The organism is Chryseobacterium sp. Bi04 (genome assembly GCF_918698085.1).
In the GTDB taxonomy this organism is placed as follows: domain Bacteria; phylum Bacteroidota; class Bacteroidia; order Flavobacteriales; family Weeksellaceae; genus Chryseobacterium.
In genome coordinates this window covers 133,019-158,685 of the sequence record NZ_CAKKLP010000003.1, presented here as the reverse complement: position 1 = coordinate 158,685, position 25,667 = coordinate 133,019, and the positions used below count along the sequence as shown (strand labels likewise).

Annotated in this window: 20 protein-coding genes; 10 read left to right on the top strand and 10 right to left on the bottom strand. The window is 36.8% G+C overall.

Annotated elements, in window-relative coordinates; all coding sequences use genetic code 11:
- Positions 1-20 precede the first annotated feature (20 nt).
- From LQV47_RS06960 to LQV47_RS06940, 5 genes are all read right to left on the bottom strand, one after another.
- Entirely contained in the window at positions 21-2,834 is a 2,814-nt protein-coding gene (locus LQV47_RS06960) for a 2-oxoglutarate dehydrogenase E1 component (protein ID WP_230035246.1), read from the bottom strand.
- A 114-nt stretch (positions 2,835-2,948) separates the two neighbouring features.
- Entirely contained in the window at positions 2,949-3,992 is a 1,044-nt protein-coding gene (locus LQV47_RS06955) for an SRPBCC family protein (protein WP_230035245.1), read from the bottom strand.
- Positions 3,993-4,135: 143 nt separating this feature from the next.
- Positions 4,136-4,918 (bottom strand): M23 family metallopeptidase, encoded by a 783-nt coding sequence (locus LQV47_RS06950; protein ID WP_230035244.1) that lies wholly within the window; start codon positions 4,916-4,918, stop codon positions 4,136-4,138.
- A gap of 195 nt (positions 4,919-5,113) precedes the next feature.
- Entirely contained in the window at positions 5,114-5,680 is a 567-nt protein-coding gene (locus tag LQV47_RS06945) for a DUF6705 family protein (protein ID WP_230035243.1), read from the bottom strand.
- A gap of 11 nt (positions 5,681-5,691) precedes the next feature.
- Positions 5,692-7,158 (bottom strand): hypothetical protein, encoded by a 1,467-nt coding sequence (locus LQV47_RS06940; RefSeq protein ID WP_230035242.1) that lies wholly within the window; start codon positions 7,156-7,158, stop codon positions 5,692-5,694.
- 137 nt (positions 7,159-7,295) lie between these two features.
- Here LQV47_RS06940 and LQV47_RS06935 point away from each other — a divergent pair, with 137 nt between their 5' ends.
- Positions 7,296-7,655, top strand: a complete 360-nt coding sequence (locus LQV47_RS06935; RefSeq protein ID WP_230035241.1) for a helix-turn-helix transcriptional regulator — start codon at positions 7,296-7,298, stop codon at positions 7,653-7,655.
- Positions 7,656-7,721: 66 nt separating this feature from the next.
- Here the strand turns inward: LQV47_RS06935 and LQV47_RS06930 are convergent, their stop codons facing one another.
- The 4 genes from LQV47_RS06930 to glgB form a co-directional block, all read right to left on the bottom strand.
- The gene (locus LQV47_RS06930; RefSeq protein WP_230035240.1) at positions 7,722-8,990 is read right to left on the bottom strand and encodes a glucose-1-phosphate adenylyltransferase; all 1,269 of its coding nucleotides are present in this window, start codon (positions 8,988-8,990) and stop codon (positions 7,722-7,724) included.
- A gap of 17 nt (positions 8,991-9,007) precedes the next feature.
- Entirely contained in the window at positions 9,008-9,409 is a 402-nt protein-coding gene (locus tag LQV47_RS06925) for a hypothetical protein (protein WP_230035239.1), read from the bottom strand.
- Positions 9,410-9,565: 156 nt separating this feature from the next.
- Positions 9,566-10,972, bottom strand: coding sequence for a glycogen/starch synthase (locus LQV47_RS06920; protein ID WP_230035238.1), 1,407 nt, complete (start codon positions 10,970-10,972; stop codon positions 9,566-9,568).
- A gap of 2 nt (positions 10,973-10,974) precedes the next feature.
- Positions 10,975-12,921: a 1,4-alpha-glucan branching protein GlgB gene (gene glgB / locus LQV47_RS06915; protein ID WP_230035237.1), complete on the bottom strand. Its 1,947-nt coding sequence runs from the start codon at positions 12,919-12,921 to the stop codon at positions 10,975-10,977.
- A gap of 203 nt (positions 12,922-13,124) precedes the next feature.
- Here glgB and LQV47_RS06910 point away from each other — a divergent pair, with 203 nt between their 5' ends.
- From LQV47_RS06910 to LQV47_RS06870, 9 genes are all read left to right on the top strand, one after another.
- Positions 13,125-14,249 (top strand): alpha/beta hydrolase-fold protein, encoded by a 1,125-nt coding sequence (locus LQV47_RS06910; RefSeq protein ID WP_230035236.1) that lies wholly within the window; start codon positions 13,125-13,127, stop codon positions 14,247-14,249.
- A 4-nt stretch (positions 14,250-14,253) separates the two neighbouring features.
- Positions 14,254-15,669 (top strand): leucyl aminopeptidase family protein, encoded by a 1,416-nt coding sequence (locus LQV47_RS06905; RefSeq protein ID WP_230035235.1) that lies wholly within the window; start codon positions 14,254-14,256, stop codon positions 15,667-15,669.
- A gap of 141 nt (positions 15,670-15,810) precedes the next feature.
- Positions 15,811-17,016 carry an ATP-grasp domain-containing protein gene (locus LQV47_RS06900; RefSeq protein ID WP_230035234.1) on the top strand — a complete coding sequence of 402 codons (1,206 nt, stop codon included), beginning with the start codon at positions 15,811-15,813 and terminating at the stop codon, positions 17,014-17,016.
- A gap of 36 nt (positions 17,017-17,052) precedes the next feature.
- Positions 17,053-17,766 (top strand): alpha/beta hydrolase-fold protein, encoded by a 714-nt coding sequence (locus LQV47_RS06895; RefSeq protein WP_230035233.1) that lies wholly within the window; start codon positions 17,053-17,055, stop codon positions 17,764-17,766.
- A gap of 183 nt (positions 17,767-17,949) precedes the next feature.
- Positions 17,950-18,903 carry a hypothetical protein gene (locus tag LQV47_RS06890; protein WP_230035232.1) on the top strand — a complete coding sequence of 318 codons (954 nt, stop codon included), beginning with the start codon at positions 17,950-17,952 and terminating at the stop codon, positions 18,901-18,903.
- Between the two features lie 31 nt (positions 18,904-18,934).
- On the top strand, positions 18,935-20,053 hold the full coding sequence (locus tag LQV47_RS06885; RefSeq protein ID WP_230035230.1) for a carboxylate-amine ligase: 1,119 nt from the start codon (positions 18,935-18,937) through the stop codon (positions 20,051-20,053).
- Positions 20,054-20,086: 33 nt separating this feature from the next.
- Positions 20,087-20,920, top strand: a complete 834-nt coding sequence (locus LQV47_RS06880; RefSeq protein ID WP_230035228.1) for a GMP synthase — start codon at positions 20,087-20,089, stop codon at positions 20,918-20,920.
- Positions 20,921-21,019: 99 nt separating this feature from the next.
- Positions 21,020-22,204, top strand: a complete 1,185-nt coding sequence (locus tag LQV47_RS06875) for a hypothetical protein (RefSeq protein ID WP_230035226.1) — start codon at positions 21,020-21,022, stop codon at positions 22,202-22,204.
- A 63-nt stretch (positions 22,205-22,267) separates the two neighbouring features.
- The gene (locus LQV47_RS06870) at positions 22,268-22,759 is read left to right on the top strand and encodes a MepB family protein (RefSeq protein WP_230035224.1); all 492 of its coding nucleotides are present in this window, start codon (positions 22,268-22,270) and stop codon (positions 22,757-22,759) included.
- A gap of 143 nt (positions 22,760-22,902) precedes the next feature.
- Here LQV47_RS06870 and cphA read toward each other — a convergent pair whose 3' ends face one another.
- Positions 22,903-25,533 carry a cyanophycin synthetase gene (gene cphA, locus LQV47_RS06865; RefSeq protein ID WP_230035222.1) on the bottom strand — a complete coding sequence of 877 codons (2,631 nt, stop codon included), beginning with the start codon at positions 25,531-25,533 and terminating at the stop codon, positions 22,903-22,905.
- Between the last annotated feature and the right edge of the window lie 134 nt (positions 25,534-25,667).

Genomic DNA, 25,667 nt, shown 5'->3' with positions numbered 1-25,667 from the left:
TTTAATGGATATTATTTTAATTAAGCTGTAACAGGTCTTTTTGCAGGAGCATCATCTCTATCAAAAACTCTGTTGATCACTGCATTTTGGTTTTTCTCAAACATTTTGTGGCTACCTGGGGCCGGAGCACCACTTGGTACAGGAGATACTACCTGAATTCCTGTATCTCTGAAGTTTCTCAGGATATAAGACCAAGCTCCCATATTTTCAGGTTCTTCCTGAGCCCAAACCAACTGTGTTTTATTGCTGTATTTGTTGAAGATCGCTTCGATAGCATCTGTCTGAAGCGGATATAGCTGTTCAAATCTTACTAATGCAATATTCTCACAGTTCAGTTCTTCTTTCTTCGCTAATAATTCGAAGTACAGTTTACCTGAGCAAAGAACTAATTTTTCTACTTTTTTAGGATCTGCTGTAGGATCGTCTAAGATTGGCTGGAATGAACCGTTTGCAAAATCTTCAAGAGGAGAAACCACTTTCGGGTGTCTCAATAAAGATTTAGGGCTCATTACGATCAATGGTTTTCTGAATGCCCACTTCAACTGTCTTCTCAATAAGTGGAAGTAGTTGGCTGGTGAAGTAATATTAGCAACTACCATATTTTCGTTAGCACAAAGTGTTAAGAATCTTTCCAGCCTTGCTGAAGAGTGCTCCGCACCTTGTCCTTCCGAACCGTGAGGTAATAACATGACCAATCCGTTTTGTAATTTCCATTTTTCTTCTGCTGCCGCAAGATACTGGTCAACGATAATCTGAGCTCCGTTTACGAAGTCACCAAACTGAGCTTCCCAGATGGTTAATGTATTAGGAGAAGCCATCGCATATCCGTAATCGAAACCTAAAACTCCATATTCTGAAAGGTGAGAATTGAATACATCAAATCTGCTTTCTGATACGTGTCTTAACGGGATATATTCTTCTTCTGTATCTTCGGTTTTTACTACAGCATGTCTGTGAGAGAATGTACCTCTTTCAACATCTTCTCCGGAGATTCTTACATTATGCCCTTCTACTAGAAGTGTAGCATATGCTAACCATTCTCCTACTGCCCAGTCTAAAGAGTTTCCTTCAATCGCTTTGATACGGTTTTCGAAAAGTCTTGTAATTTTATTGATGAATTTTTTATCTGCAGGAAGTGTTGACATTTTAAGAGCCAATTCTTTCAGCTTAGTGATATCATATTTGGTATCCACCGGCGTCTGAACTACACCTCTCTTTCCGATAGGATAGTTCATCCAGTCTTCCGCCATAAATAAATCCATAACGTTTTTCTCGATCTCTTTAGAAGCATCAAAATCTTTATCTAATAAAGCTTTGAAGTCTACCTCCATCTTTTTGATGATATCGTTAGAGATTACGCTGTCCTGGATTAATTTATCTTTATAAATTTCTCTTGGGTTCTGATGCTTGGAAATCGCTTTGTACAGATTAGGCTGTGTAAATCTTGGCTCATCCCCTTCGTTATGACCATATTTTCTATATCCTAAAAGGTCGATATACACATCTTTTCCAAATTTAGCTCTGAAATCAGCAGCAAAATGGATGGCATGAACTACCGCTTCAGCATCGTCAGCATTTACGTGCATTACAGGAGATTCTGTAACTTTTGCAATGTCTGTACAGTATGTTGAAGATCTGGCATCAAGGAAGTTTGTGGTGAAAGACACCTGGTTATTGACAACGATATGAACAGTTCCTCCTGTTTTATATCCTTCCAGTGTCATCATCTGCGCTACTTCATAAGCAATACCCTGGCCTGCAATAGCTCCGTCACCGTGAATGATGATTGGTAAAACTTTAGAATAGTCTTTGTATTTATCATCTACTTTTGCACGGCAGATTCCTTCTACAAGAGCCGCTACTGTTTCCAGGTGAGACGGGTTTGGAGTCAGGTTGATACACACTTCTTCTCCTGAAGCTGTTTTAATTTTTTTAGATGATCCTAAGTGATATTTAACGTCACCGGAGAATACATCTTCTTCAAATTCTTTTCCTTCAAATTCTGAGAAGATTTGTTTATAAGATTTTCCGAAAATATTAGACAAAACATTTAATCTTCCTCTGTGTGCCATTCCTAAGACTACCTCATCTACCCCTAATTGGGAAGATCTGGAGATCAGTTGGTCTAATGCAGGAATTAATGATTCTCCTCCTTCCAGTGAGAATCTTTTTTGTCCCACAAATTTTGTGTGAAGATAGTTTTCAAACGCAACCGCCTGATTCAATTTTAATAAGATTTCTGTTTTTTCATTCGCAGAAAGGCTTGGATGATTTTCATTAACCTGAAGCCATTTTTTAATAAAATCTTTTTCTTCAACATTGTTGATGTAGGTATATTCTACCCCGATAGAATCGCAGTAGATATTTTCCAAATGCTTGATCAAATCTGCTAAGGTAGCAGGTTCTTTCATTCCTGTTTCTACAGCACAGTTGAATTTTGTATTTAAATCCTCTTTAGTAAGACCGAAGTTTTCGATATCTAAAGTAGGAGTATAGTGTCTTCTTTCTCTTACAGGATTTGTTTTTGTGAACAAGTGCCCTCTTGTTCTGTAGGCCTCAATAAGGTTTACCACCTTAAATTCCTTTTTGATGTGCTCAGGAACCTCTCCATTTGATACTGCCTGAGAAATCTGTTGTACTGCAGGAGCAGCGTTGGCCGAAGCCTGAGTAAATTGGATGTTATCGTCATCACCGTAGTTCTCCAAAGCAAAATCGAAGCCTTGAAAGAAGGCTTTCCATGATGGTTCTAAAGAATCCGGGAATTTTAAGTACTGTTGGTATAAATCCTCAATTAACTGAGAATGAGCTGCGTTTAGGAATGAAAATCTGTCCATTATTACAGTTTATCTATTTATTAAAATTTATTTGTAGAATTAATCTTCAAATTTAATAAAAAAAACCGACTTAGAACAGTCTCAGACCGTTAAAAAAAATTAAGAAAACAAAAATCATTTATAGACTGATAATGAGAGCTTCATGTTTACCTCCTGTCCTTCCATCGGACGTTCAATGAAAGTCTGACGAATATCCCCAAAACGCATCTCATCCTTCTTTGCTTTCTGGATCAGCTGCTGAATGGCCTTAATTCTCCCTTCATAGCTCCCTTTGTAGTACATGACATAATTTTGTGACGGATTTACGGTTCTGAAGCTGAAATTATTGTCTGTTACTCCAATTTTTTTAGAAAGTGGGATCCCCAGAAAGTAAGAAACTTCTTTGTCTTTATAATTATCTGCATCTGTCATTAAGATAGGGTACCCGAATTCATCGTCTTTTTTCCCAAGATCCATGGTTACGAAATTATACATTTTGTTATAATTCATAACGATATTTCTGTAGAGTGCATCTTTTTTGTTGGAGGTGCTCACATTGATACCCAGCAGCAATTTATCTTCTTCATTTTCAACCATCAGACTGTCATATTTTATGGCAGCCATCTGATTGTCTTTTTCCACTTTATTTCCTAAAACATTCTTTAAATTCACCATACTTTTGGTGATGTTTTCAGCAAATCTGTCTTCCGTCCAAAAATTACCTACTCTTTTCCATACAGAAAGTTTGGGGGTATGCACGTACCATATGATTTTTGTTTTTTCAGCTGATACAGGTTTAAATTTAACATCTACCAAGGTTGGATTTTCATTTTCATCTTCAAAAAGCTGGTATCTCAAAGTCTTATTAGGATTTTCATACCTGATGAACATTTCTCCACTGGTATCATTCTTGAGATCTACATAGCTGATGGCACTTCCCTGTCCTTCATAAGGCATATAATAATCTATATCCATAGACTGTGAACTGGTGAAATAATTGTTCCACCGGGTAAAATGCTGAAGATTATTAAACTGTCCAAAAACCTTATCTACAGGATAATCAACTTCTTTTTCAATGGTGAAGTTTTTACTTTCATCCACGAAATAGTACATGGAGGCAGCATAAGCTCCCCCTAAAAGAACAATAATAAAAGCTAAGATCTTAAAAATACGCATCATGCAAAAGTAATACAAATAAAAAAAGTGACCAATATGCTGATCACTTTGAAAGGGTGAATTTGAAAAAAATTTTATCTTAAAAATTAAATATTTATTAAAATCTTCAATACGAACTTGTGATGAATATGATAAATACCAATCATTTAATAATCCCTTAGGTATTTTCTCCCTTCATGTAAATATTCTGCCTTTTTCCCTTCATCTTCTACTCTAAAAAGGGTTTTTACCTGTGTCCATCCTTTCCTATATATATTTCTTCCACATATAAAATGTAAATGAGGTTGTGAACTCCATCCTGTATTGCCGCTAAGACCGATTACCATACCTTTCTTTACTATATCGCCTGACTTTACCTTTGCCCCATTGAACTGTAAATGATAATAGCCGGCTATTGTATTATCATTATGGAGGATAGATATATAGTTACTGAATCTAATACAATCATTAGTGGCACAACCATGGTTATTATTCTGGACGACAGACATCACAATACCATCTCTTGCAGCCAGAACCTCTGTACCTTCAGGCATATCAAAATCTAAGGCCAAGCTGTTATAATGTGAAAAACTTCCGTAATATCCCTGAATGATTCTATAAACCTCACCTTTTTTATAGGGAAGGTCATAAATATAATTGGGGTTATAAGTTTGATCTTCTTGCCCAACAATCACCATTCCTCCACGCTTATTTTTTAGTGTAGCTTTTGCTACTTCATAGATTTTAGTACCAGTAAGCAATTCTTCTTTTATTTCACATTTATTTTTTCCAAGATTTTTTTTGAAAGGACACCTGTATATTTTACCCGCTTCAGAGTAATACATTACAGTATCTCTTTCCTCCCCATTGATTTCAAATAACTTAACTTTATTCTGCGAAAATAGGTGTACAGATAGAATAGTGGTAAAAAGAAATAAAAATTTATTCATTTTCAATAAATTCAAAATTTAATGTTTGTCTTGTTGACTACTTTATCAGGAAGTAAAAATCACATTAGAAATTGCAAAGGAAGGTTATTTAAAAGTAATAGAGTATCTCCATTTATAACTTCACTATATCACTAGCATTAAAATATCTATTTCATAATCTATAATTGAAAATAAATCTCATACAGAAGCTCCAATCTACTGCTTTGTAAGTACAATATCTTTAGGGAAATTTATTGGAAAGTCTCCATATTGATCTACATAAGCATTATGCTGACAGTTAGGATCAATAATACTTGGTAAATACTCAAAATGTAAAGTCATTTGATTTCCTGTAAAGCTTGTAATATCTAGAGTTCCTGTCTTTCTACACATATTTTTTGGATTAAAAAATAATCTTTTCCAATTTCCATTTTTCAGACTCGTTCCAATTCCTCTAAATTCAGGTGATTGAAGATCAAAATTTACAATTCTATCTATTTCTACATTACCATTATTTCCTATAACCTTCCTTTCACCAAAAATTTTATCTTCATAATATGATTGATTTCCTATATAATGATATTTCACTTTCCTTAAATCTAAAAGTAAAGTTTTTCCATTCCACACTCCTTTCCATAAACCTACATATTTGTCGAGTTCATTATTAGTATCTTTTAAATATGCATCATTGGGCAGGTTATCCAAACTAGTATTTAAAGGATATTCTTGTGCTCTACAAGAAATTGCAAGAACTAAAATTATTATTATTAATATTTGTTTCATAATATTTATTTTTAATTAGGACAAGGAGTCTCTTTTCTATTTCCATTTATTAAGTTTAATTCTGAATTTCCATTTTCTGTCGTTTTGTACAGTTTCAATCCAATCATATTCATTTTATTATCAATAAATTTTAAGAATTGCTTTTCAAGCTTTTCCATATTATAGCTTACATTTCCACTCACATTAGCTACAGATTTAGCTTCATCTAATAGCCTCATATATTTATCATTTAAATCATCTAATTCCCGTTGTGTATAATTTGGCAAAGAAGCTGTATATTCACCATCAAAAATAAAAGAATAATTTCCTTCACTAGTTACTAATGTAAAAGTAAGATTATTTAAAGGAATCTTAGGAGTATTTGTTGCTACGGAATTCCAGTTTTGAGCCCAGACAATCCATTGATTAAAAAATATAATATCTCCAGGTGAGAACATAGGATAAAGCCCATCATAGTGGGAATGCATCAATGTATTAGTATTTGAAAACACCTTCATATCAACCTCTTGCGTACCCGGCTTATTTTGTAACAACTGATTTTGCAGAGAGCCATCTGTATTTTTATCAATTCGATACCCGCTTTCATAGCTTTCTCCTGTCTTTCCTTTAAGACTTGCAATATTATTTTTAAAAGTTGAGTTATTGGTTTGTGCTTTCAGTTTCTCACAAGGATTTCGATTATTCTCATCTCCAATTATAACACCGGAACCATCGCCACAATCTGCTGAGAGTCTGGAGGCCCCTTTCGCGCGGTTCAAATATACAGTAGCACCTGTACAATTATTATAATAACCGTCTGTTAGCCATGGTTTTTCAGAATTCAACAAGACTTCCCAACATCCTGTTGTATCATGTATTGGATCAGTTCCTTGGCCACCTCCACCATAATATGGGCCATTCCCCCCGGGATTCGGATTATCAGAACCATTATAATCAGGATTAGTTCCACCACCCGGAGGGCAGTCTCCCTGTCCTTCTTCGTAATCAGATGAATGTATAGGATCTCCTCTTAGGCTGTAAGAGCTTACTGTTCCATTGAAATTCCAAAAGTCAAACGAAGTTCCTGGCTTAGTGGTATATTCTATAACTTCTGCTTTTACTATAGTACCATTTACTTCTTTTACTTCTAGGTTATAGATAGCATTATTTTCCAGTGCTGCGTTTATCTTCAATACATAATAAATTTCATTCCCTATTGTTTGCTGTACCACAAGAGAAGGATCTGTTTCTCCAAAAGCCGTTGTAGTTTTTCCTGAAATTGTATTATTGCCTGATAACGGAAGAACAAGATCTTTTCTTCCTGATTCTTTGTGAATGAAAGTTTCTACTTTAGGAACCTCTTTAAGATTCAAAATCCTAAATTTTGAAGCATTGGGAGCAAAAGTTTGGTTTTGTTCCGGCACATAATCATTCCTGCAGGAGCTAACTAAAAAGATAACAACCAGCAACACTAGCCGAATAGTAATTTTTTTCTTCATAAACGTGTTTTTTTAAGTGGTTAAATATATAAATTTTTTAATAATCACAGCGTAGTGATTATTTTTTCACAAAACTAAACTTCCATTGTGATATTTATTACCAAAATATTGCTATTTTTGAGCAAAATAATGCTAAAATGAGTATCGGAAGTAAAGTAAGAAAATACAGGGAAATTAAAGGCTGGTCACAGGAAGACCTTGCTTTCCGTCTGGACGTAGCCCAAACTACGATCTCCAGTATAGAGTCTGATAAAAGTATTCCTAATTCTATACTTTTGAACAAAATAGCCCAGGAGCTGGATGTAAATATTAATGATATTCTTGATGAAAGAAAAACAAATATCAACACTGTTGAAAAAAATGAGGGAGTTATAAATGTTGACACCAGTATAAACACCTTCAATATGCTTTCTGAGAAGCTGATTGAACTGTACGAAGTCCGCATAAAAGATCTGGAGGAGCAGGTTGCTTACTGGAAATCTAAAGCTAAAGAATAGTTTTATATAAAAACAAAAAAGTATCTCAATATGAGGTACTTTTTTTGTTTTAAAGTTAGGAAATCTTTATCCTATATGTGTTCCCGGTGGCAATACTGCTCCTTTTTTTACTACTACAATACCGTCCTGTACAGAATGGGTTTCATAATCACCATCCGGAAGATGTTTCCCTCCGATGATTTTCACATTGTCCCCGATATGGCAGTTTTTATCCAGGATTGCCTTTTCAATATAGCAATACTTCCCTATTCCCATATTCGGACGTCCTTTCCTGTCGTTTATTACAATTTCTTTGGTATTCTGATAGAAATCAGCTCCCATCACGTAAGAATTGACAATGGTACTTCCTTTGTCTATCCTTGTTCTGTTTCCAATGACAGAGTTTTCAATTTTGTCAGCCATGATGATACATCCATCTCCAAATACGGCTTTGCTTACGTAAGAACCATTAATTTTTGATGGCGGAAGCATCCTTGCTCTGGTGTATATAGGAGAAGATGAGAAAAGGTTGAACTGCGGAAAGTCCTGGCAAAGATCCAGATTAGCTTCGTAGAAAGATTCTATTGTTCCGATATCTGTCCAGTACCCTTCATATTGATAGCTCAGGGTTTTATATTTTCCTATTGAACTTGGAATGATATCTTTTCCGAAATCATCTCCTGCCCCTTCATCAAACATTTTTTTAAGAATGGTCTTGGTAAAAATATAAATTCCCATAGAAGCAAGGAATTCTTTTCCATTGTGCTTATTTTCGTCCGAAACTTCAGATTTCAGTCCATCCAGCATATCATAGTCCGGTTTTTCATAAAAGGAAGTAATATTTCCTTCGTCATCAGATTTTAAAATCCCAAAACCGGTTGCATCTTTGGCATTCACAGGAATGGTAGCAATGGTAAGGTCACCTCCGTTTTCGATATGAAAATTCAGCATTTCCCGGAAATCCATCTGGTAAAGCTGGTCTCCTGAAAGTATTAAGATATAGTCATAGTCATATTTTTCAAGATGCTTCATAGACTGGCGTACGGCGTCTGCTGTTCCCTGATACCAGCTTTCATTTTCCACATTTTGTTCGGCTGCCAGAATATCAACAAATCCCTTACTAAAAATATCAAAATGATAGGAATTCTTGATATGTGAATTTAAAGATGCTGAATTAAACTGAGTTAAAACCAGGATTTTATTCAGTCCCGAATTCAGGCAGTTTGAAATGGGAATATCTACAAGCCTGTATTTCCCGGCAATAGGAACTGCCGGTTTTGATCTTGTATACGTTAACGGGAATAATCTTGTCCCTCTGCCGCCTCCTAAAACGATGGAGATTACATTTCGATTCATAATTATCTTGCGTGTTTTTATTTTATTAAATATACAGTTTTATTTTTGGTGTCTATATGTAATGTACAACAATTAATTCTCTTATTGTCTTCAGTATATCCATATATGGCTGTCTCATATATTTCGGAATCCAGCTGTTTTACATCTTTATAAATTCCGTCAATTTCTATATTACCCTTTTTAAGCTGTGCTCTGAAGACTTTATTGGTAATTAAAATATCCATTATGTCAGCTTGCTTCATTGCTGCCACTTCGAGGTCTTTTTCATATCGTTCTCTCCAGCCTTTACCATATTTCTTTTCTATGGCTGCATATGTTTTTTTATTTTCGGCATCAGCTTTATCCATCAATTCTTTGGTAACTTCACAACCAGCAGCTTCTATATTCCTTATTTTCCATTTTTCTGAAATTATTTCCATAAGTGCCAGCCTTTCCAAATTTGGATAACCATAGCTTAGAATCGTATAATAAGAGCTGTCCCGGTAGGTATTATTTTCTTTTGAATAAGCGTTAGTATTTTTTATTTTACAGGAAGCAAGACTAATCAGAAACACAGAAAGAAAACCCTTATCATATCAGTTGTTATATAAAGCTATGTATTTTTCCGCAGATTTCTCCCATGAAAAGTCAAAATTCATGTTGGCGTGAATAAGATCTTTCATAGTACCTTTTTGATTATAGATTCCCATAGCCCTATTCATCGCATGTACAATATCATCTACCCCGGCATAGGTAAAATTGAGTCCCGCTCCTCCGGTAGAAATATCTTCCACAGTATCTCTGAGCCCTCCGGTATACCTTACTACAGGAACTGTTCCATATCTCATAGAGTACATTTGGTTCAGTCCACATGGCTCTACCCGCGACGGCATGAGTAAAAAGTCCGCCGATGCATAAATCTTATGGGAAAGATGTTCTTTATACCCCAGATCCAAAGCAAAATTGGTATAGGTGTATTCATACTCTTTCAGCTTATTTTCAATATAGGTATTTCCGGATCCAAGAATCATAATATTTAAAGCTCCATAGCTCTGTTTAATACTTTTCCAGACAACATCGGGCAGCAAATCTGCTCCTTTTTCCGTAGCAAACCTACCAATGAAAGCAAACAAAGGCAGCTCAGGTTTTAAGCCATATTCTTTACACAGTTTTTCTTTGCTTTTTTTCTTTTGGTCAACCGCATTTTTTATATTGAAGTTAAAATCCAGCATAGGATCTGTTTCAGGATTCCATACTTCGGTATCAATACCGTTAATAATTCCGTATGCTTTACCAAATTCCTGACGCACCAAACTTTCCAGTCCGCGGAAGCTGATAAAAAGTTCTTCCAGATATCCCTCGGAAACGGTAGTAAAAGCAGTGGAACATTTAATCATACTGGCCAGAGGATTGATCAGTCCGTTCCAATCCATCAGTCCCCATTTGTACATATCAAAAGAAGGTATATAATTGGCCATACTCCAGCTCATCATACCCTGATACTCTCCGTTATGAATAGTCCCTATGGTTTTTACTCCCTGTAAAAACTGAAATTCCGGGCAGTGTTCAATCATAAAAGGAACCAATCCGGTGTGATAATCATGACAGTGCAGAACATCCGGGCGGATCTTCATTGCACACATCCAATGCAATATTCCCTGCTGGAAGGCAAGAAACTGAAAACTCTCATCCTGATATCCATAAGGATTTTCTCTGTCCAGTAACCCGGGAATTTTCACCATATACAGCTCAAATCCCAGTACATTGGTTTTTTCCTTTAAAATCTGAACCTGCAGCATATTTTCTCCCTGATGGATAAATCCGTCAAAAACAATATCAAATTCATGATCATAGACAAAAGATTTATTATACCAGGGCATTACTACCTTAGCTTCTACGCCTTTTATTTTGTTCTGATATTTGGGCAGTGCCCCGACTACATCCGCCAGACCTCCTACTTTTGCTACAGGATAACATTCTGTACTTAAATGATAAACAACCATTTTTATCTTTTATGTTTAATTCTATGTAATTTATACTTTTTATCTTTTTTCTGCCTAAGGATAATTCCAGCCAACGGAGGAATTTTTAGCGTTAATGATTTTGGGTGTCCCATCCATTCCTCATCCTTTTCATCCAGAATTTCAGCCGCTACTCCACTTCCGCTATATTTTTCATCATCGGAGTTGAAAACAACTTCCCAATGCGTTGCTGTATGAATTCCTATTTTATAATCCAATACCTGTGGAGCAAGATTTAAAATAACCATACAAACATCATCTTTTCTTTTTCCTTTCCTTAGATATACATATACTGAATTTTCAAGATCATCTGCTTCTACCCATTCAAAACCACTTTTATCAAACTGATTTTCGTAAAAGGCAGATTCTTTAGTATATAAATGATTCAGCTCTTTTACAAGCTTCTGTAATCCTTGATGAACTGGATATTCCAGTAAATGCCAGTCCAGACTTTGGGTAAAATTCCATTCACCAGTCTGCCCGAATTCATCTCCCATGAAAAGCAGTTTTGCCCCCGGATGGGTAAACATATAGACATACAAGGTACGAAGATTCGCAAACTTCTGCCACTCATCTCCCCTCATTTTATAAATCAGGCTTGCCTTACCATGCACTACTTCATCATGTGACAGCGGCATCATATAATTTTCGTTAAACATATACACCGAAGCAAAGGTGAGCTTGTGATGATGAAATTTTCTGTTGACAAAATCTTCCTTGAAGTAATCCAGCGTATCATGCATCCATCCCATCATCCATTTCATTCCGAAACCTACACCACCATCATGAACAGGTTTAGTAAGCATAGGAAAATCTGAGCTTTCCTCAGCTATAGTCATAATATGGTCGCCAAATTCTTTATAAACAGCTGTGTTAAACTCCTGCAGAAAAGCTTTCGCTTCAAGATTAACATTCCCGCCATATATATTAGGTTCCCATTCTCCTTCGTTTCTTGAATAATCCAGATGAAGCATTGAGGTTACCGCATCTACACGTAATCCGTCCGCATGATAACGGTCCAGCCAGAACATGGCATTGGAAATAAGGAAAGATTTAACCTCATTTCTTCCGTAATTAAATATATAGGACTTCCAGTCGGGATGAAAACCTTTTCTCGGATCTTCATGCTCATACAGATAGGATCCATCAAAACGGTGAAGGCCGTTGGCATCCCCCGGAAAATGAGATGGCACCCAATCCAAGATAACCCCAATTCCATTTTGGTGAAGCTCATCAATAAGATACATAAGATCCTGTGGAGAGCCAAAACGGGAAGTTGCCGCATAGAAACCGGTAATCTGATATCCCCAGCTCGGATCGTACGGATACTCCATAACCGGCATAAATTCCACATGGGTAAAGCCCATTTCAAGAACGTAAGGAACAAGTTTTTTTGAAATATCCCGGTAATTTAAAAACCGGTCAGGATATTCTTCATTCCTTATCCATGACCCGAGATGGAGTTCATAAACAGATAAGGGAGCTTTCAGGCTGTTATTTTGCCAGCGGCTTTCCATCCATTCCTGGTCATTCCATTCATACCAGGTAGTAGATATAAGTGAAGCTGCCTGTTTATTCTGCTCCCAGCTTAACGCATAAGGATCACTCTTTTCTAAGATTTCACCTCTTGCTGTTTCAACAGCATATTTATAAAGGGTTCCCCAGGATAATCCTCCAATAAACCCTTCCCATATTCCCGATTCATCCCAGCGGGGATACAGGATATGGTCTTTGTGGTTCCAGTTATTAAAGTTTCCTATTACAGAAACCTTTTTAGCATTGGGAGCCCAGACTGAAAAATAAATTCCTTTCATTCCATCTTTTTCCGCAGCATGTGACCCAAACTTAGTATACAGCTTATAATGCCTACCTTCTTTAAAAAGATACACATCATGATCAGTAAAAAGTGTATAGGTTTTAACAGAATTCATCAAGGTCTGATTGTATTTAATATTTTCTCTGAAACTACAAAAAATCCCGGTAACAGCGGTTAATTATTAATCAAATTATTGGCATGTTAGGGTTCTTCATTCGCACATCTATCAAATATATCACTTTTCTATTCATTATTTTATGATTTTAAAACAATCTTTTTTATAAATTTAGAAACTAAATAATTATCAATTAAACACATATGATCAGATTGGAACTTTACACCGAAGAAAAAGATGACAGACCTGTATTCGTTACAGGAAATTTCAACAAATGGAATCCTAAGGACTACAACTACCAGCTTAAGCAGGTGGATCCTCATAATTATTTTATAGAACTTGACTCTCCTTCTCTTCCTGATGAAATTGAATATAAATTCACAAAAGGAGGATGGGAAAATGTAGAACTTGATAAATACGGGAATATCAGCCCTAACCGGAAAATAAAAAAAACAGATGGAAAGACTTCTGATATTGTAGAGAAATGGAGATTTAACTGGGGCCCGTTTAAAGAGGAATTTTTTCCAATAGCAGAAGTGATTTCCGAAGAATTCTATATTCCTCAGCTTGACCGCTACCGTAAGATTTGGGCTTTACTGCCTTTTGATTACCATACTTCCGATAAAAACTATCCGGTCCTGTATCTTCAGGATGCACAGAATCTATTCAATGAAGGAAGTGGATTCGGAAATTGGGAAATTGACAAAAAGTTATCTATCCTTGCAGAATATGGCCGGGGTGACGTTATTATCATCGCTATAGAGCATGGAAGTGAAGACAGAATTAAAGAATATATTTTTGACAATGACAATATTGCTAATGGCTCTGAAGGAAAAAAATACATCCGCTTTATTACAGATACTTTAAAACCTTTTGTAGACGAAAATTACCGCACAAAAAAAGACCGTGATAACACCGGTATTGGCGGCAGTTCGCTAGGAGCTCTTATCAGTATTTACAGTGGGTTCCTTTATCCGGAAGTCTATTCTAAACTGCTGATCTTCTCTCCTTCTCTTTGGGTAGAGCCTAATAACAATTTTCCCATGATGAATTTCAGAGTTCCGTTTACCACAAAAATATATCTGTACGGTGGTGGCCAGGAAGGTTCCAAAATGGTAAAAAGAATCCATATTTTTGAAGAATATTTAAGACGGTGGGAAAAAAAGAATCTTTTCGATTTTGAATTCAGAACGAATATTAACCCCGAAGGCACCCATAATGAGTTTTACTGGTCTCAGGAGTTTCCAAGAGCTATTGAGTGGCTGTTCTATGACAATACTGAGAACCCTGTAGAAGTAAAACCTCAGCAACAAAGCATTAAAAATTAAGTTTATGAAATTAATCCATAAAAAAAATAAGAATTACTCCCAGGTTTTTCAATTGTTCACGGAAGAAGAATGGGCAAAATCCAATACAAATTTCAATAAAAATATAAGCAACTTTTTTACCGGAAAGAAATACGAAACTTTTGTTCATGCGGATGAAAAAACCATTATTTATTTTATTGGTTTAGGTAAAACCTCTCTTCAGGATTTTGAAATACAGCAGGTAGGAAATACATTTTCTCAGGCACAAAAAGAAAAGCTGTTAGCTGTTCCCACTTTAGTAGTGGCAGATTTCATCAACAAGAAACAGTTTGAGGAATTTGTAAAAGGATTGTTAACAGGCACCTACAATTATCCTTTCGAAAAAACACATGCAATCTGGAATCCGGCATTTGAACTTCACTCTGAAAATATAAGCCAGAAAACATTGGATCTAATCAGTAAGAAAGCAGAAGCATTAAGCAACGGGCAGACCGCCTGCCAGGAATGGCTGAATAAACCTGCCAACCTGAAAAAGCCTGATATTTTCAGTGCATATCTGAAAAGCTTAGCTAAAAAACACGAGTTAAAATACACTGTTTTCAATAGAAAAAAGTGTGAAGAACTCGGTTTGGGTGCTTATCTGGCTGTCAATCAAGGGAGTGCTTATGATGCAGCTTTCACCATTTTAGAATATAAAACTACTGTTAAAAATGCTAAAACCTTCGGTTTAGTAGGAAAATGCGTATTGTTTGATACAGGAGGTATTTCCATCAAGGGTTCCGCCAATTTACACTATATGAAATCTGATATGGGTGGTGCTACAGCCGTTCTGGGTACACTGATCTATGCTGCAGAAATGAAGCTTCCCGTCAATATCATAGCTGTTCTTCCTATCACGGATAATGCCGTTTCTGAAAAGGCATTCATTCCAAGTGATGTAGTGACTGCATACAACGGAAAAACAATTGAAGTTATTGATACTGATGCAGAAGGCAGGATGATCCTTGCAGACGGACTCTCTTATCTGGCCAGGAACTATAAAACCGATTGTATGATTGATCTGGCAACACTCACGGGAAGTTCCGTAAGAATGTTCGGGGATACTTGCGGTGCTTTATTCTCCAATAATGAAGACCTGAAAAATCTTTTAATAAAAACAGGAGATCAGACTAATCAGAGACTGTGGAGTCTTCCGCTTTGGGACATTTGGAAAGATGACATCCAGTCTGATGTAGCAGACCTGAAAAACATCTCTCTGAAGCCGGTTGGAGATTGTATTATCGCTGCAAAATTCTTAGAGCAATTCACTGAAGGTCACCCTCGTTGGGCTCATTTAGATATCGCCGGAGTAGCCTTCGGAAATGTGAAGTATGCTAAGGAAAAAGCAGCCACCGGATTTGGGGTTCAATTACTGGCCGATTTAATCGAAAATTATCATTAAAAATTAGTTTTTTACAAAAAAACTCTGTATACTTGAGTAGAGATTTCTCGAAAGTTCAGCATATTTCAATTTTTGATATTAATCAAACAATAAAGAATTGCTTTTATTTTTGATAATTCACTAAACTTAAAAAAACATTATATGGAGGAGAAAACTATTGTATGTATTTCGTGCTATTACAAGGGTTACGATTTCATGGACGAAATGAAAGCACTCGGTAATAAAATAATCTTAGTTACATCAGAAAACCTTAAAGAAAAAAACTGGCCCTGGCATGCTATTGAGGAAACCTTCTATATGCCGGAATTAAAACCCTCAGTATGGAATCTTGAGCATTTAATTCAGGGTTTTTCACATCTGATGAAAACCCGAAAAGTAGATGCTGTAGTAGCTCTTGACGATTACGATGTGGAGAAAGCTGCTCTGATCAGGGAAACATTTCGTATTCCGGGAATGGGACAGACCACCCACCGGTATTTCAGGGATAAACTGGCTATGAGGCAGAAAGCAAAAGATTCAGGAATCAGCGTTCCTGAGTTTACCGCGGTATTCAATGATGATGAGGTGAATAGCTTTGCAGAAAGGGTTCCTGCCCCCTGGGTATTGAAACCACGGTCAGAAGCTTCAGCATCGGGAATTAAGAAGCTCACCTCCAAAGAGCAGCTTCATGAAGCTTTAGAACTTCTTGGGGAAGAGCGTCACCTTTTTTTACTGGAAAGCTTTAAGCCCGGAGATGTTTATCATGTAGACAGCCTTACTTTTAATAAAGAAATAGTATTTACCTCAGCTTCAAAATATTTGGCTCCTCCTATGCAGGTTTCTCATGAAGGAGGCGTGTTCAGGTCTAAAACCTTAGGAAGATATTCAGAAGAATTTAAAGCTCTTGAAGAGATCAATGCCAGAGTTCTCACCAATTTCGGACTGCTCAATGGGGCAACCCATACAGAGTTTATCCGGGGAAAAGAAAACGGAAAATGGTACTTCCTGGAAACATCTTCCAGGGTAGGTGGAGCACACATTCCCGATTTGGTGGAAGCATCAAGCAATATTAATATCTGGGGAGAGTGGGCCAAAATTGAGGATGCTCTTTTAAGGGGTAAATCTTATACCATTTCTCCTCCTACAGAGTATTATGCGGGATTAATCATTGCTTTGATTAAAGATAAGGAACCGGATTACAGTAATTTTGAATGTGAAGAGGTCGTGAAGTTTCTGCCGATAGATCATCACGTTGGAATTGTTTACAAATCCAAGGATTCTGCTATCATACAGGAAAAACTGGATAGTGCTGCCGATAAGATCCAGGCAGAAATGCTCAATATTTTACCGCCAAAAGTAAGAAGCTGAGCCATTAAAACATAATTATTAAAGAAAAATTTATCAATGCCTCATATAGAACATACGGAGTATTATTCAAATATACTGGGAATAAGCCTTAAAGTGGAAGTGACCGGACATTACGGACATCCTATCATTATGTTTCCAACTTCTCAGGGACAATATACCCAAAACCACGATTTTCATCTCAATGGAAGTATCAACTGGTTTGTAGAACAGGGAAAAGTAAAATTGTATAATATCCAGACCATCGACGGCTGGAGCTTTTATGATGAAAGTATTTCGCCACAGCAGAGAATAAGAAATTATGAACGCTATGTACAGTTCCTCATTAAAGAATTTGTTCCCTACATTCAGAAACTCCATAAAACCCATCGGGTAGCAGTAGCCGGAGCCAGCTTCGGAGGCTATCACGCGGCTAACTTTGCCTTTAGGTTTCCTGATGTAGTCTCTCATCTTTTCTGTCTTTCGGGAGCTTTCAGCATAAGAAATTTTATGGATGGGTATTCTGATGATTTGATTTACTTCAACTGCCCAAGGGAGTTTATAAAAAATGATGAGGCCTGGAAATATAAACATATGCATATTGTCCTCAGCACTTCCGATCAGGATATCTGTAAAGACAAGAATATTGAAATGGCAGAAATCCTAAGGGTAAAAGGCATAGACTTCTGGTATGATGAAAGAAAATGGATAGGACATGACTGGCCATTATGGAGAATGGTCTTTCCTACATTTATAAGTGCTTATTTCTCTTAAATAACGATTTATAAACTACAAAGCTGTAACATTTAAGTTTTTAAAAACTTTCACCCTTCCTGAATATCAAATTAAATACGTAGTAATTCACCTTCTCCGAGAGGTGTCAAATCAAAGATTTAACAGGTTCGTTTTAGGAATGATAAATAGTAAAAAATATATACCAATAAAAAAACAAAAATTATGACAAAAAAAGTAGGAATTCTATTCGGCATGGAAGATACATTCCCTTGGGCATTCATAGACAAGGTCAATGAACTGGGTGGCGGAGAGATTGTAGCTGAACCTGTAACCATTGATAAACTGGAGCAAGGAGCAGATTATGGGTATGCAGTGATTATCGACAGAATTTCACAAGATGTTCCTTTTTACAGAGCTTACCTGAAAAATGCCGCACTTAACGGAACGTACGTAATCAACAATCCGTTCTGGTGGAGTGCCGATGAAAAATTTTTCAACAATGCCCTGATGACCAAATTGGGAATTCCCCTTCCAAAGACTGTTTTGCTGCCTTCCCATGAAAGACCTTCCGATACTTCGGAAACCTCATTCAGAAACCTTAAGTTTCCTCATGACTGGGAATATATCTTCAATTATGTAGGCTTCCCAGCCTATATGAAACCTCACGATGGTGGCGGCTGGAAAAGTGTATACAGAGTTGAAAACCCTGATGACCTTTGGAATAAACTGGGTGAAACGGAACAGCTGGTAATGATGGTTCAGGAGGAAATCATTTTCGAAGATTATTACAGGGTATACTGTCTGGGAAGAAAATATGTTCACATCATGCCTTATGAGCCCAGAAATGCACCCCATTTGAGATATGCCACCACTCATCAGACTGAGGGTGAAGAGCTGAAAAAACTATTAAAAACCATTCACGATTATACCATCAAGATGAATGAAGCGCTAGGGTATGATTTCAACACAGTAGAGTTTGCGGTAAGAGACGGCATTCCTTATGCTATTGATTTCTGCAATCCGGCTCCGGATGCAGACAGAAATTCTGTAGGAGAAGAAAATTTTGCCTGGATTATAGAACATGCAGCAAAACTGGCTGTAGAAAAAGCTAAAGAATATGTTCCGGGGAAACCTAATATTACCTGGGGAACCTTTGTGAAGGATTCAATCAAATAACATTGAAAAAGAAATAAAAAAACACAAGAAAATGCATCAATTTACTATTGGAATCGAAGAAGAATATCAGATCATTGATGTTGAAAGCAGGGATCTTATTTCTCACGTTTCAAAAATCATTGAAGGTGGCAAAGCCGTTTTAAGTGAAAATTTAAAACACGAAATGCACGAATCCATGATCGAAATGGAAACGGGGATCTGTCAGAATATCCAGGAAGCGAGGGCCGAACTGACGAATTTAAGACGGCATTTGATCAATACCGCTCATGAACAGGGATTGCGGGTATCCGGAGGAGGCACACATCCTTTCTCACATTGGTCAGAAAACACCATCACGCAGGGAGAAAGGTATATCAAAATTGTTGATGATATGGGAGATGTTGCCCGTGAAAACCTTATTTTTGGCCTGCATGTACATATTGGAATTCCTAACCGTGAAGAAGGAGTAAGAATACAGAATGTCATGCGTTATTTTCTTCCCCATGTTTACGCTCTTTCTACCAATTCACCCTTCTGGATCGGACGAAACACAGGTTTTAAATCTTACAGACAGGAAATTTTTGTCAAGTTTCCAAGAACAGGTATTCCCAGTTATTTTAATTCTTTAGGAGAGTTTGACAGTTATGTAGATCTTCTGATCAAAACCGGAACCATTGATAATGCCAAGAAAATATGGTGGGACTTAAGGGTTCATCCATTTTACCCTACCATAGAATTCAGAATCTGTGATATGCCCTTAAGGATTGACGAAACAGTCTGCCTTGCTGCCATTATGCAGTGCCTTGTTGCTAAGATTTACAAGCTCCATCAGCTGAATTTAAGTTTCAGAAGCTATAGAAGGCTGCTTTTGAATGAAAATAAATGGAGGGCTTCCAAAAGTGGTATTGACGCACATCTGATTGATTTTGGAAAAGAAGAATCTGTTCCGTATCCTCATCTTTTAAAAGAACTTTTAGAATTTATAGATGATGTAGTAGATGATTTAGGATGCAGGAATGAAGTTGAATATGCCTGGACGATTCTGGAAAACGGAACCGGTGCAGACAGACAGCTTCAAATATTTAAGGAAACAGGAGATCTGACGAAAGTAGTAGATTATATGATCTCAGAAACAGAATATGGAATCACACACGGCCAGCCTGCTTCATAATATTTTTGGTAACTTTACAAAAAATATGATGTAATGAAAGATATTCGAATCGCTCTGCTGGATATGAATAACAACCATGTTAATCAAGGCTTTAGGAACATAAAAGAAATTTCTGAAGCATTCCAACAGAATTCTGAAGAAAATGTAGTTATTAAAACATTTGATATTAGGTTTAAAGATGAAATGCCGGAAATTGGAGATTTTGATATCTTCATTTCTTCGGGTGGTCCCGGTAATCCACACAGAGAAGGTCTTGAATGGGAAAACAGGTTTGCGCTATTTCTAGACGCCATTTTTGAACATAATCAGTATAATGAAGATAAAAAATACCTGTTCCTGATCTGTCATTCATTTCAGCTGGCAAGTATTCATTGGAATCTGGGCAATATCTGCAAAAGAAAGTCCTACTCTTTCGGAGTCATGCCTGTTCACAAAACAAAAGAAGGCAAAGAGGAGTTTTTATTTAAAAATCTTCAGGATCCTTTTTATGCAGTAGACTCCAGAGCTTACCAGTTTATTGAGCCAGATCATGAGCGTTTTGAAAAATTGGGTATGAAAATCGTTGCTATAGAAAAATCCCGTCCTCATATCAATTTAGAAAGGGCCATAATGGCTATCCGCTTTTCAGATGAAATATTCGGCACCCAGTTTCACCCTGAAGCCAGTCCTGAAGCTTTGATAGAAAATCTGAAAGATGATAAAAACAAAGAAGCCATGATCGAAAACTTCGGAATGGAAAAATATCTTGAAACAATAGATAGAATAGATGATGAAGATAAAATCATCCTAACCAGAAACCAGGTCCTTCCAAGATTCCTTCAGTTTGCAAAAAAAAACATTTTGAAAAAGGCTGAATCTTTAGCTTAAAAATAGTGAACAGCATGCATGTGAACTCACATTAAGTAGCTAACCATACATAAATCGGGCATACATGCTCGATTTTTTTAACATCACAAAAGAAAAAATATGATCCCAAAATACAGAAAACAGTTTAATCAGGAATATTCTCAAGAAAAATACCGGCAGCTCAAAGATATCTTAAAAGAAAAAGGCGGTGTAGAACCTGGCTTCAGGATTTCAGAAAGCCCGATTATTCTTTCCAAAGAATTTGAAACAAAACTTCTTGAGGCCACCGAAAGCATCATCAGCCAAATCAATGCACTTCCGGCGGAAACTCTGAGAAAAGCTATTCCTGAGAACTGCAGGGTTCCTAATGATACCAACAGGCCTCATTTTTTCACTATAGATTTTGGAGTGTGCAGAGGTGAAAATGGAAAAATAGTACCTCAGCTGATTGAGCTGCAGGCATTTCCTTCATTGTATGCTTTTCAGAAAACTTTTGAGGATGCATTTTGTGAAGTCTACCCTTTTCTTTCGGAGATCAGGAATCCAATGCCCCATGAAACCTTTAAAAACCTGCTGAAGGAATTGATTGTGGGCGATGAAAACCCGGAAAATGTAATCCTATTGGAAATTTTTCCCGAAAAACAGAAAACAGCAATAGATTTTGCTTTAACGGAAAAGTTACTGGGTATTAAAACCGTGTGCCTGACAAAAGTAAAGAAAGAAGGCAGAAAACTGTATTATGAAAATAATGGAAAACTGGTTCAGATCAAAAGAATCTATAATCGGGTTATTTTTGATGAGCTGGACAGAATTCCTAATCTTAATACAGAATTTGATTTCCGTGAAGAAGTGGATGTAAAATGGATCACACATCCCAACTGGTTCTTTAAAATATCAAAGTACCTTCTTCCACTGCTACAACATCCGTATGTTCCCAAAAGCTATTTTTTACATGAATTTCCCCAACATGAAAACCTTGAAGATTTTGTATTGAAGCCCTTATTTTCATTCGCGGGAAGTGGAGTGAATCTGAACCCAACAAAGGAGGTTACGGAGGCTATTGAAGATAAAGAAAACTATATTTTACAGAGAAAGGTTAGCTATGAACCTATTTTTGAAGATATCAACGGAGAATTTTCAAAAGCAGAGATCCGGTTATTGTATATTTGGAGAGAAAATGATGAACGCCCTATCCTGCTGGAAAATCTGGGAAGAATGACCAAAGCGGCAATGGTGAATGTAGACTTCAACAAGAAAGATGCTATTTGGATCGGAAGCTCTAATGCTTTTTTTGCCTTAGACTAATTTATTTTTTATCAATTTTGCAACTCAAAACTCAATCACCCCACCTTAGAATAACTCCACTCAATGAATGTAAAAACCTTTGAAGAGCTGATGTTTCAATCACTTGGATTGGTCTGTTCAGCTATTGAAGAAGATCCCGAATGCAAAGATTACTCAGGTTTTAATTGTACAGTGAATCATTTGAAAATAAAATTTCGTATTTCCAAAATAACCCCTACCAAAACAGGGCAGTTTGTAACCATCTGGAAAAGGAACGAAAAGGGAGAAACCACTCCTTTTGAGCTGAATGATAATTTTGATTTTTATATGGTTGCAGCTTTTAAAGACTCTCTTTCCGGAATATTTATTTTTCCAAAAAAAATTCTGTCAGAAAAAGGAATTCTATCTGATGGAAAAAAAACCGGTAAACGGGGAATCAGGGTATATCCTGATTGGGATATCACAGAAAGTAAACAGGCAAAAAAAACTCAGGAATGGCAGACTAAATATTTCATCGGATTTTCTGATGATAACAATAAAATGCTTCGGCAGACTAAGCTCCTGATGAATATTTAACTCAACCTTAGTGCGGGATAAGGCATTTCTGCTTTGTCCACTTATTTTAGGACGGAACATTATAAAAACAAAGCCTCCGAAAGATTCGAAGGCTTTATTAAAAACAGAATAGTAATTAAGCTTATTTAAAAACAAAATTCTATTTAAAAGTTATTATTATCTTCCAGTAATTCTCTTGCCTGATATTCCTGTACAAGGTCAATCGCATTAGAAATCACATCACTTAAAGCTGTAATAAACGTTCCTTCTTCAGCCATTCCCATGGCATGCTTCAACGCTTCAATTTCCTTAGGAATAATCTCATAACTTACATCTTTACCGGCTTCATTAATCCCGTCTATAATAAGTCCGTTAATCTCATCCTCCGTTCTTCCACGAAGATGTTTTTCATTACGGATAATAATATAATCGAACATTCTACCGGCAATCTTTCCACACTCCCTGATATCGTTATCCCTTCTGTCTCCAACCCCAGAAATAATTCCTATTTTCTTGGTAGATTCAACATTCTTCAGATAATCTTCAATAGCTTCGTAGCCTGAAGGGTTATGGGCAAAATCAATCAGAACTTTAAAGTTTTTGAATTTAAAAACATTCAACCTTCCCGGAGTAAGCTGTGCACTCGGAATAAATGTTCTTAAAGAATTGGAAATATCTTCAATTCCAAAACCGTGAAGATAACTCGCCAAACTTGCAGCCAATACATTTTCAATCATGAATCTGGCTTTTCCTTCCATGGTAATAGGAAAGTCTTTTGCTTTTCCTATCCTGATCTTCCAGTCGCCTTTTTTTATCGTCACAAAACCTTCTTCATATACACAGGTAATTCTCCCTTCCTTTGCAAACTTAACGATATGGGGATTGTTTTCGTTCATACTGAAAATAGCCACATTACAGTCCAGATCATTAACAATCTTCATGGAATATTCGTTATCAGCATTAAGGACGCTCCAGCCACTTTTCTTTACACTGTCCAGAACGACTCTTTTTACTTTGGTAAGATCTCTTAAATTATGAACATCATTCATTCCTAAGTGATCTTCCTCAATATTGGTCAACACTCCTATATCGCATTGTGAAAAACCTAATCCTGAACGCAGGATACCCCCTCTGGCAGTTTCAAGAACGGCAAATTCTACGGTAGGATCTTTCAAAATAAATTCTGCAGAAAGCGGCCCTGTAGTATCTCCTTTTGTAAGCATGGTATTCTGAATATAAATACCGTCTGAAGTAGTGAAACCTACCCTATGTCCATTGCTTTTAACAATATGCGAAATCAGCCTGGTCGTTGTTGTCTTTCCGTTGGTTCCTGTTACAGCAATAATCGGAATTGTAGAAGGTTTTCCCTGCGGATACAGCATATCCACTACCGGAGCCGCGACATTTCTTGGCAATCCCTCACTCGGAGCCAAATGCATTCTGAACCCGGGAGCTGCATTTACTTCTATAATTGCACCACCGCTCTCCTTTAAAGGCTGGGTCAGGTTTTCCGCCATAATATCAATACCACAGACATCTAAGCCTATGATTTTAGATATTCTTTCGGCCATTGTGATATTTTCCGGGTGCACCATATCGGTAACATCTATCGAAGTTCCTCCTGTTGACAGGTTTGCCGTAGATTTCAGATACACCACTTCTCCTCTTTGAGGTACTGTTTCAAGGGTATAATGAAGCTTTTCCAGCAATTCCAAAGTATCTTTATCTACTTCTATTTCAGTAAGGACGTTTTCATGGCCATATCCTCTTCTTGGATCTTTATTTTCTTTTTCAATAAGCTCATGAAGGTTCAGCTCACCATCTCCCACCACATGTGCAGGAACCCTTCTTGCTGCCGCAACCATTTTATTATCAATAACCAGCACCCTGAAATCATAGCCTGTAATATATTTTTCAACAATTACTTTTTTAGAATATTTCTGAGCATGCTCCAGTCCTATTTTAGCAGATTCCCAATCGTTTACGTTAATTGATGATCCTTTTCCGTGATTCCCATCCAGGGGTTTCAAAACGATAGGATAACCTATTTTTTTGATCACAGCATTTAAATCATCTTCCTCCACGACAAGATCTCCGATAGGAACAGGAATGGCAGCATCATGAAGCATTCTCTTAGTAAGCTCCTTATTACATGCTATATCTACAGCAATAGAACTTGTTTTCCCTGTAATAGTCGCCTGGAATCTCTGTTGATTCACCCCATATCCCAGCTGTACCAAAGAATTGGTTCCCAGTCTGATCCACGGGATTTTTCTGGAAGCTGCTTCTTCAACAATACTTCCGGTGGAAGGACCGAGACGAACACGCTCTCTGATCTCTTTCAGTTTATGAATACAGGCATTGATATCATATTCTTTCCCTTCTATTAGGGCTAAAGCAATTTTTACAGCTTCTTCAGCTGCATAAATTCCTGCATTCTCCTCAATGTAATTGAAAACCACATTATATACTCCCGGAGTTTTGGTTTCACGGGTCCTCCCAAAGCCAACATCCATCCCAGCCAGTGTTTGGATCTCCAAAGCAATATGCTCTATGACATGCCCCATCCAGGTTCCCGTTTCCACTCTATGGAAAAAACCTCCTTCCACTCCTTCCGAGCATCTGTGAGTCATCAACGATGGGATTAATTTTTCAATCCTTTCCCTGAATCCTTCTATTTTATTGGTAGGATAATTCTCCATTTCTTCGAGGTCTAACCTCATCTGTATCAGTTTCTTTCTTCTGATACTCCAGATATTAGGACCACGCAGTGCCTGAATCTTTTCGATTTTCATAGTCTATTGGCATTTTAACAGTTAACAATAACTCCTTTTATAGCCAAAGATAATGTAAAACCCTAAACGAAACTATAGCAGATTTAAAGATTTATTAAAAAAAAATTAATTTTTCTTCACATTTTTAAAACATT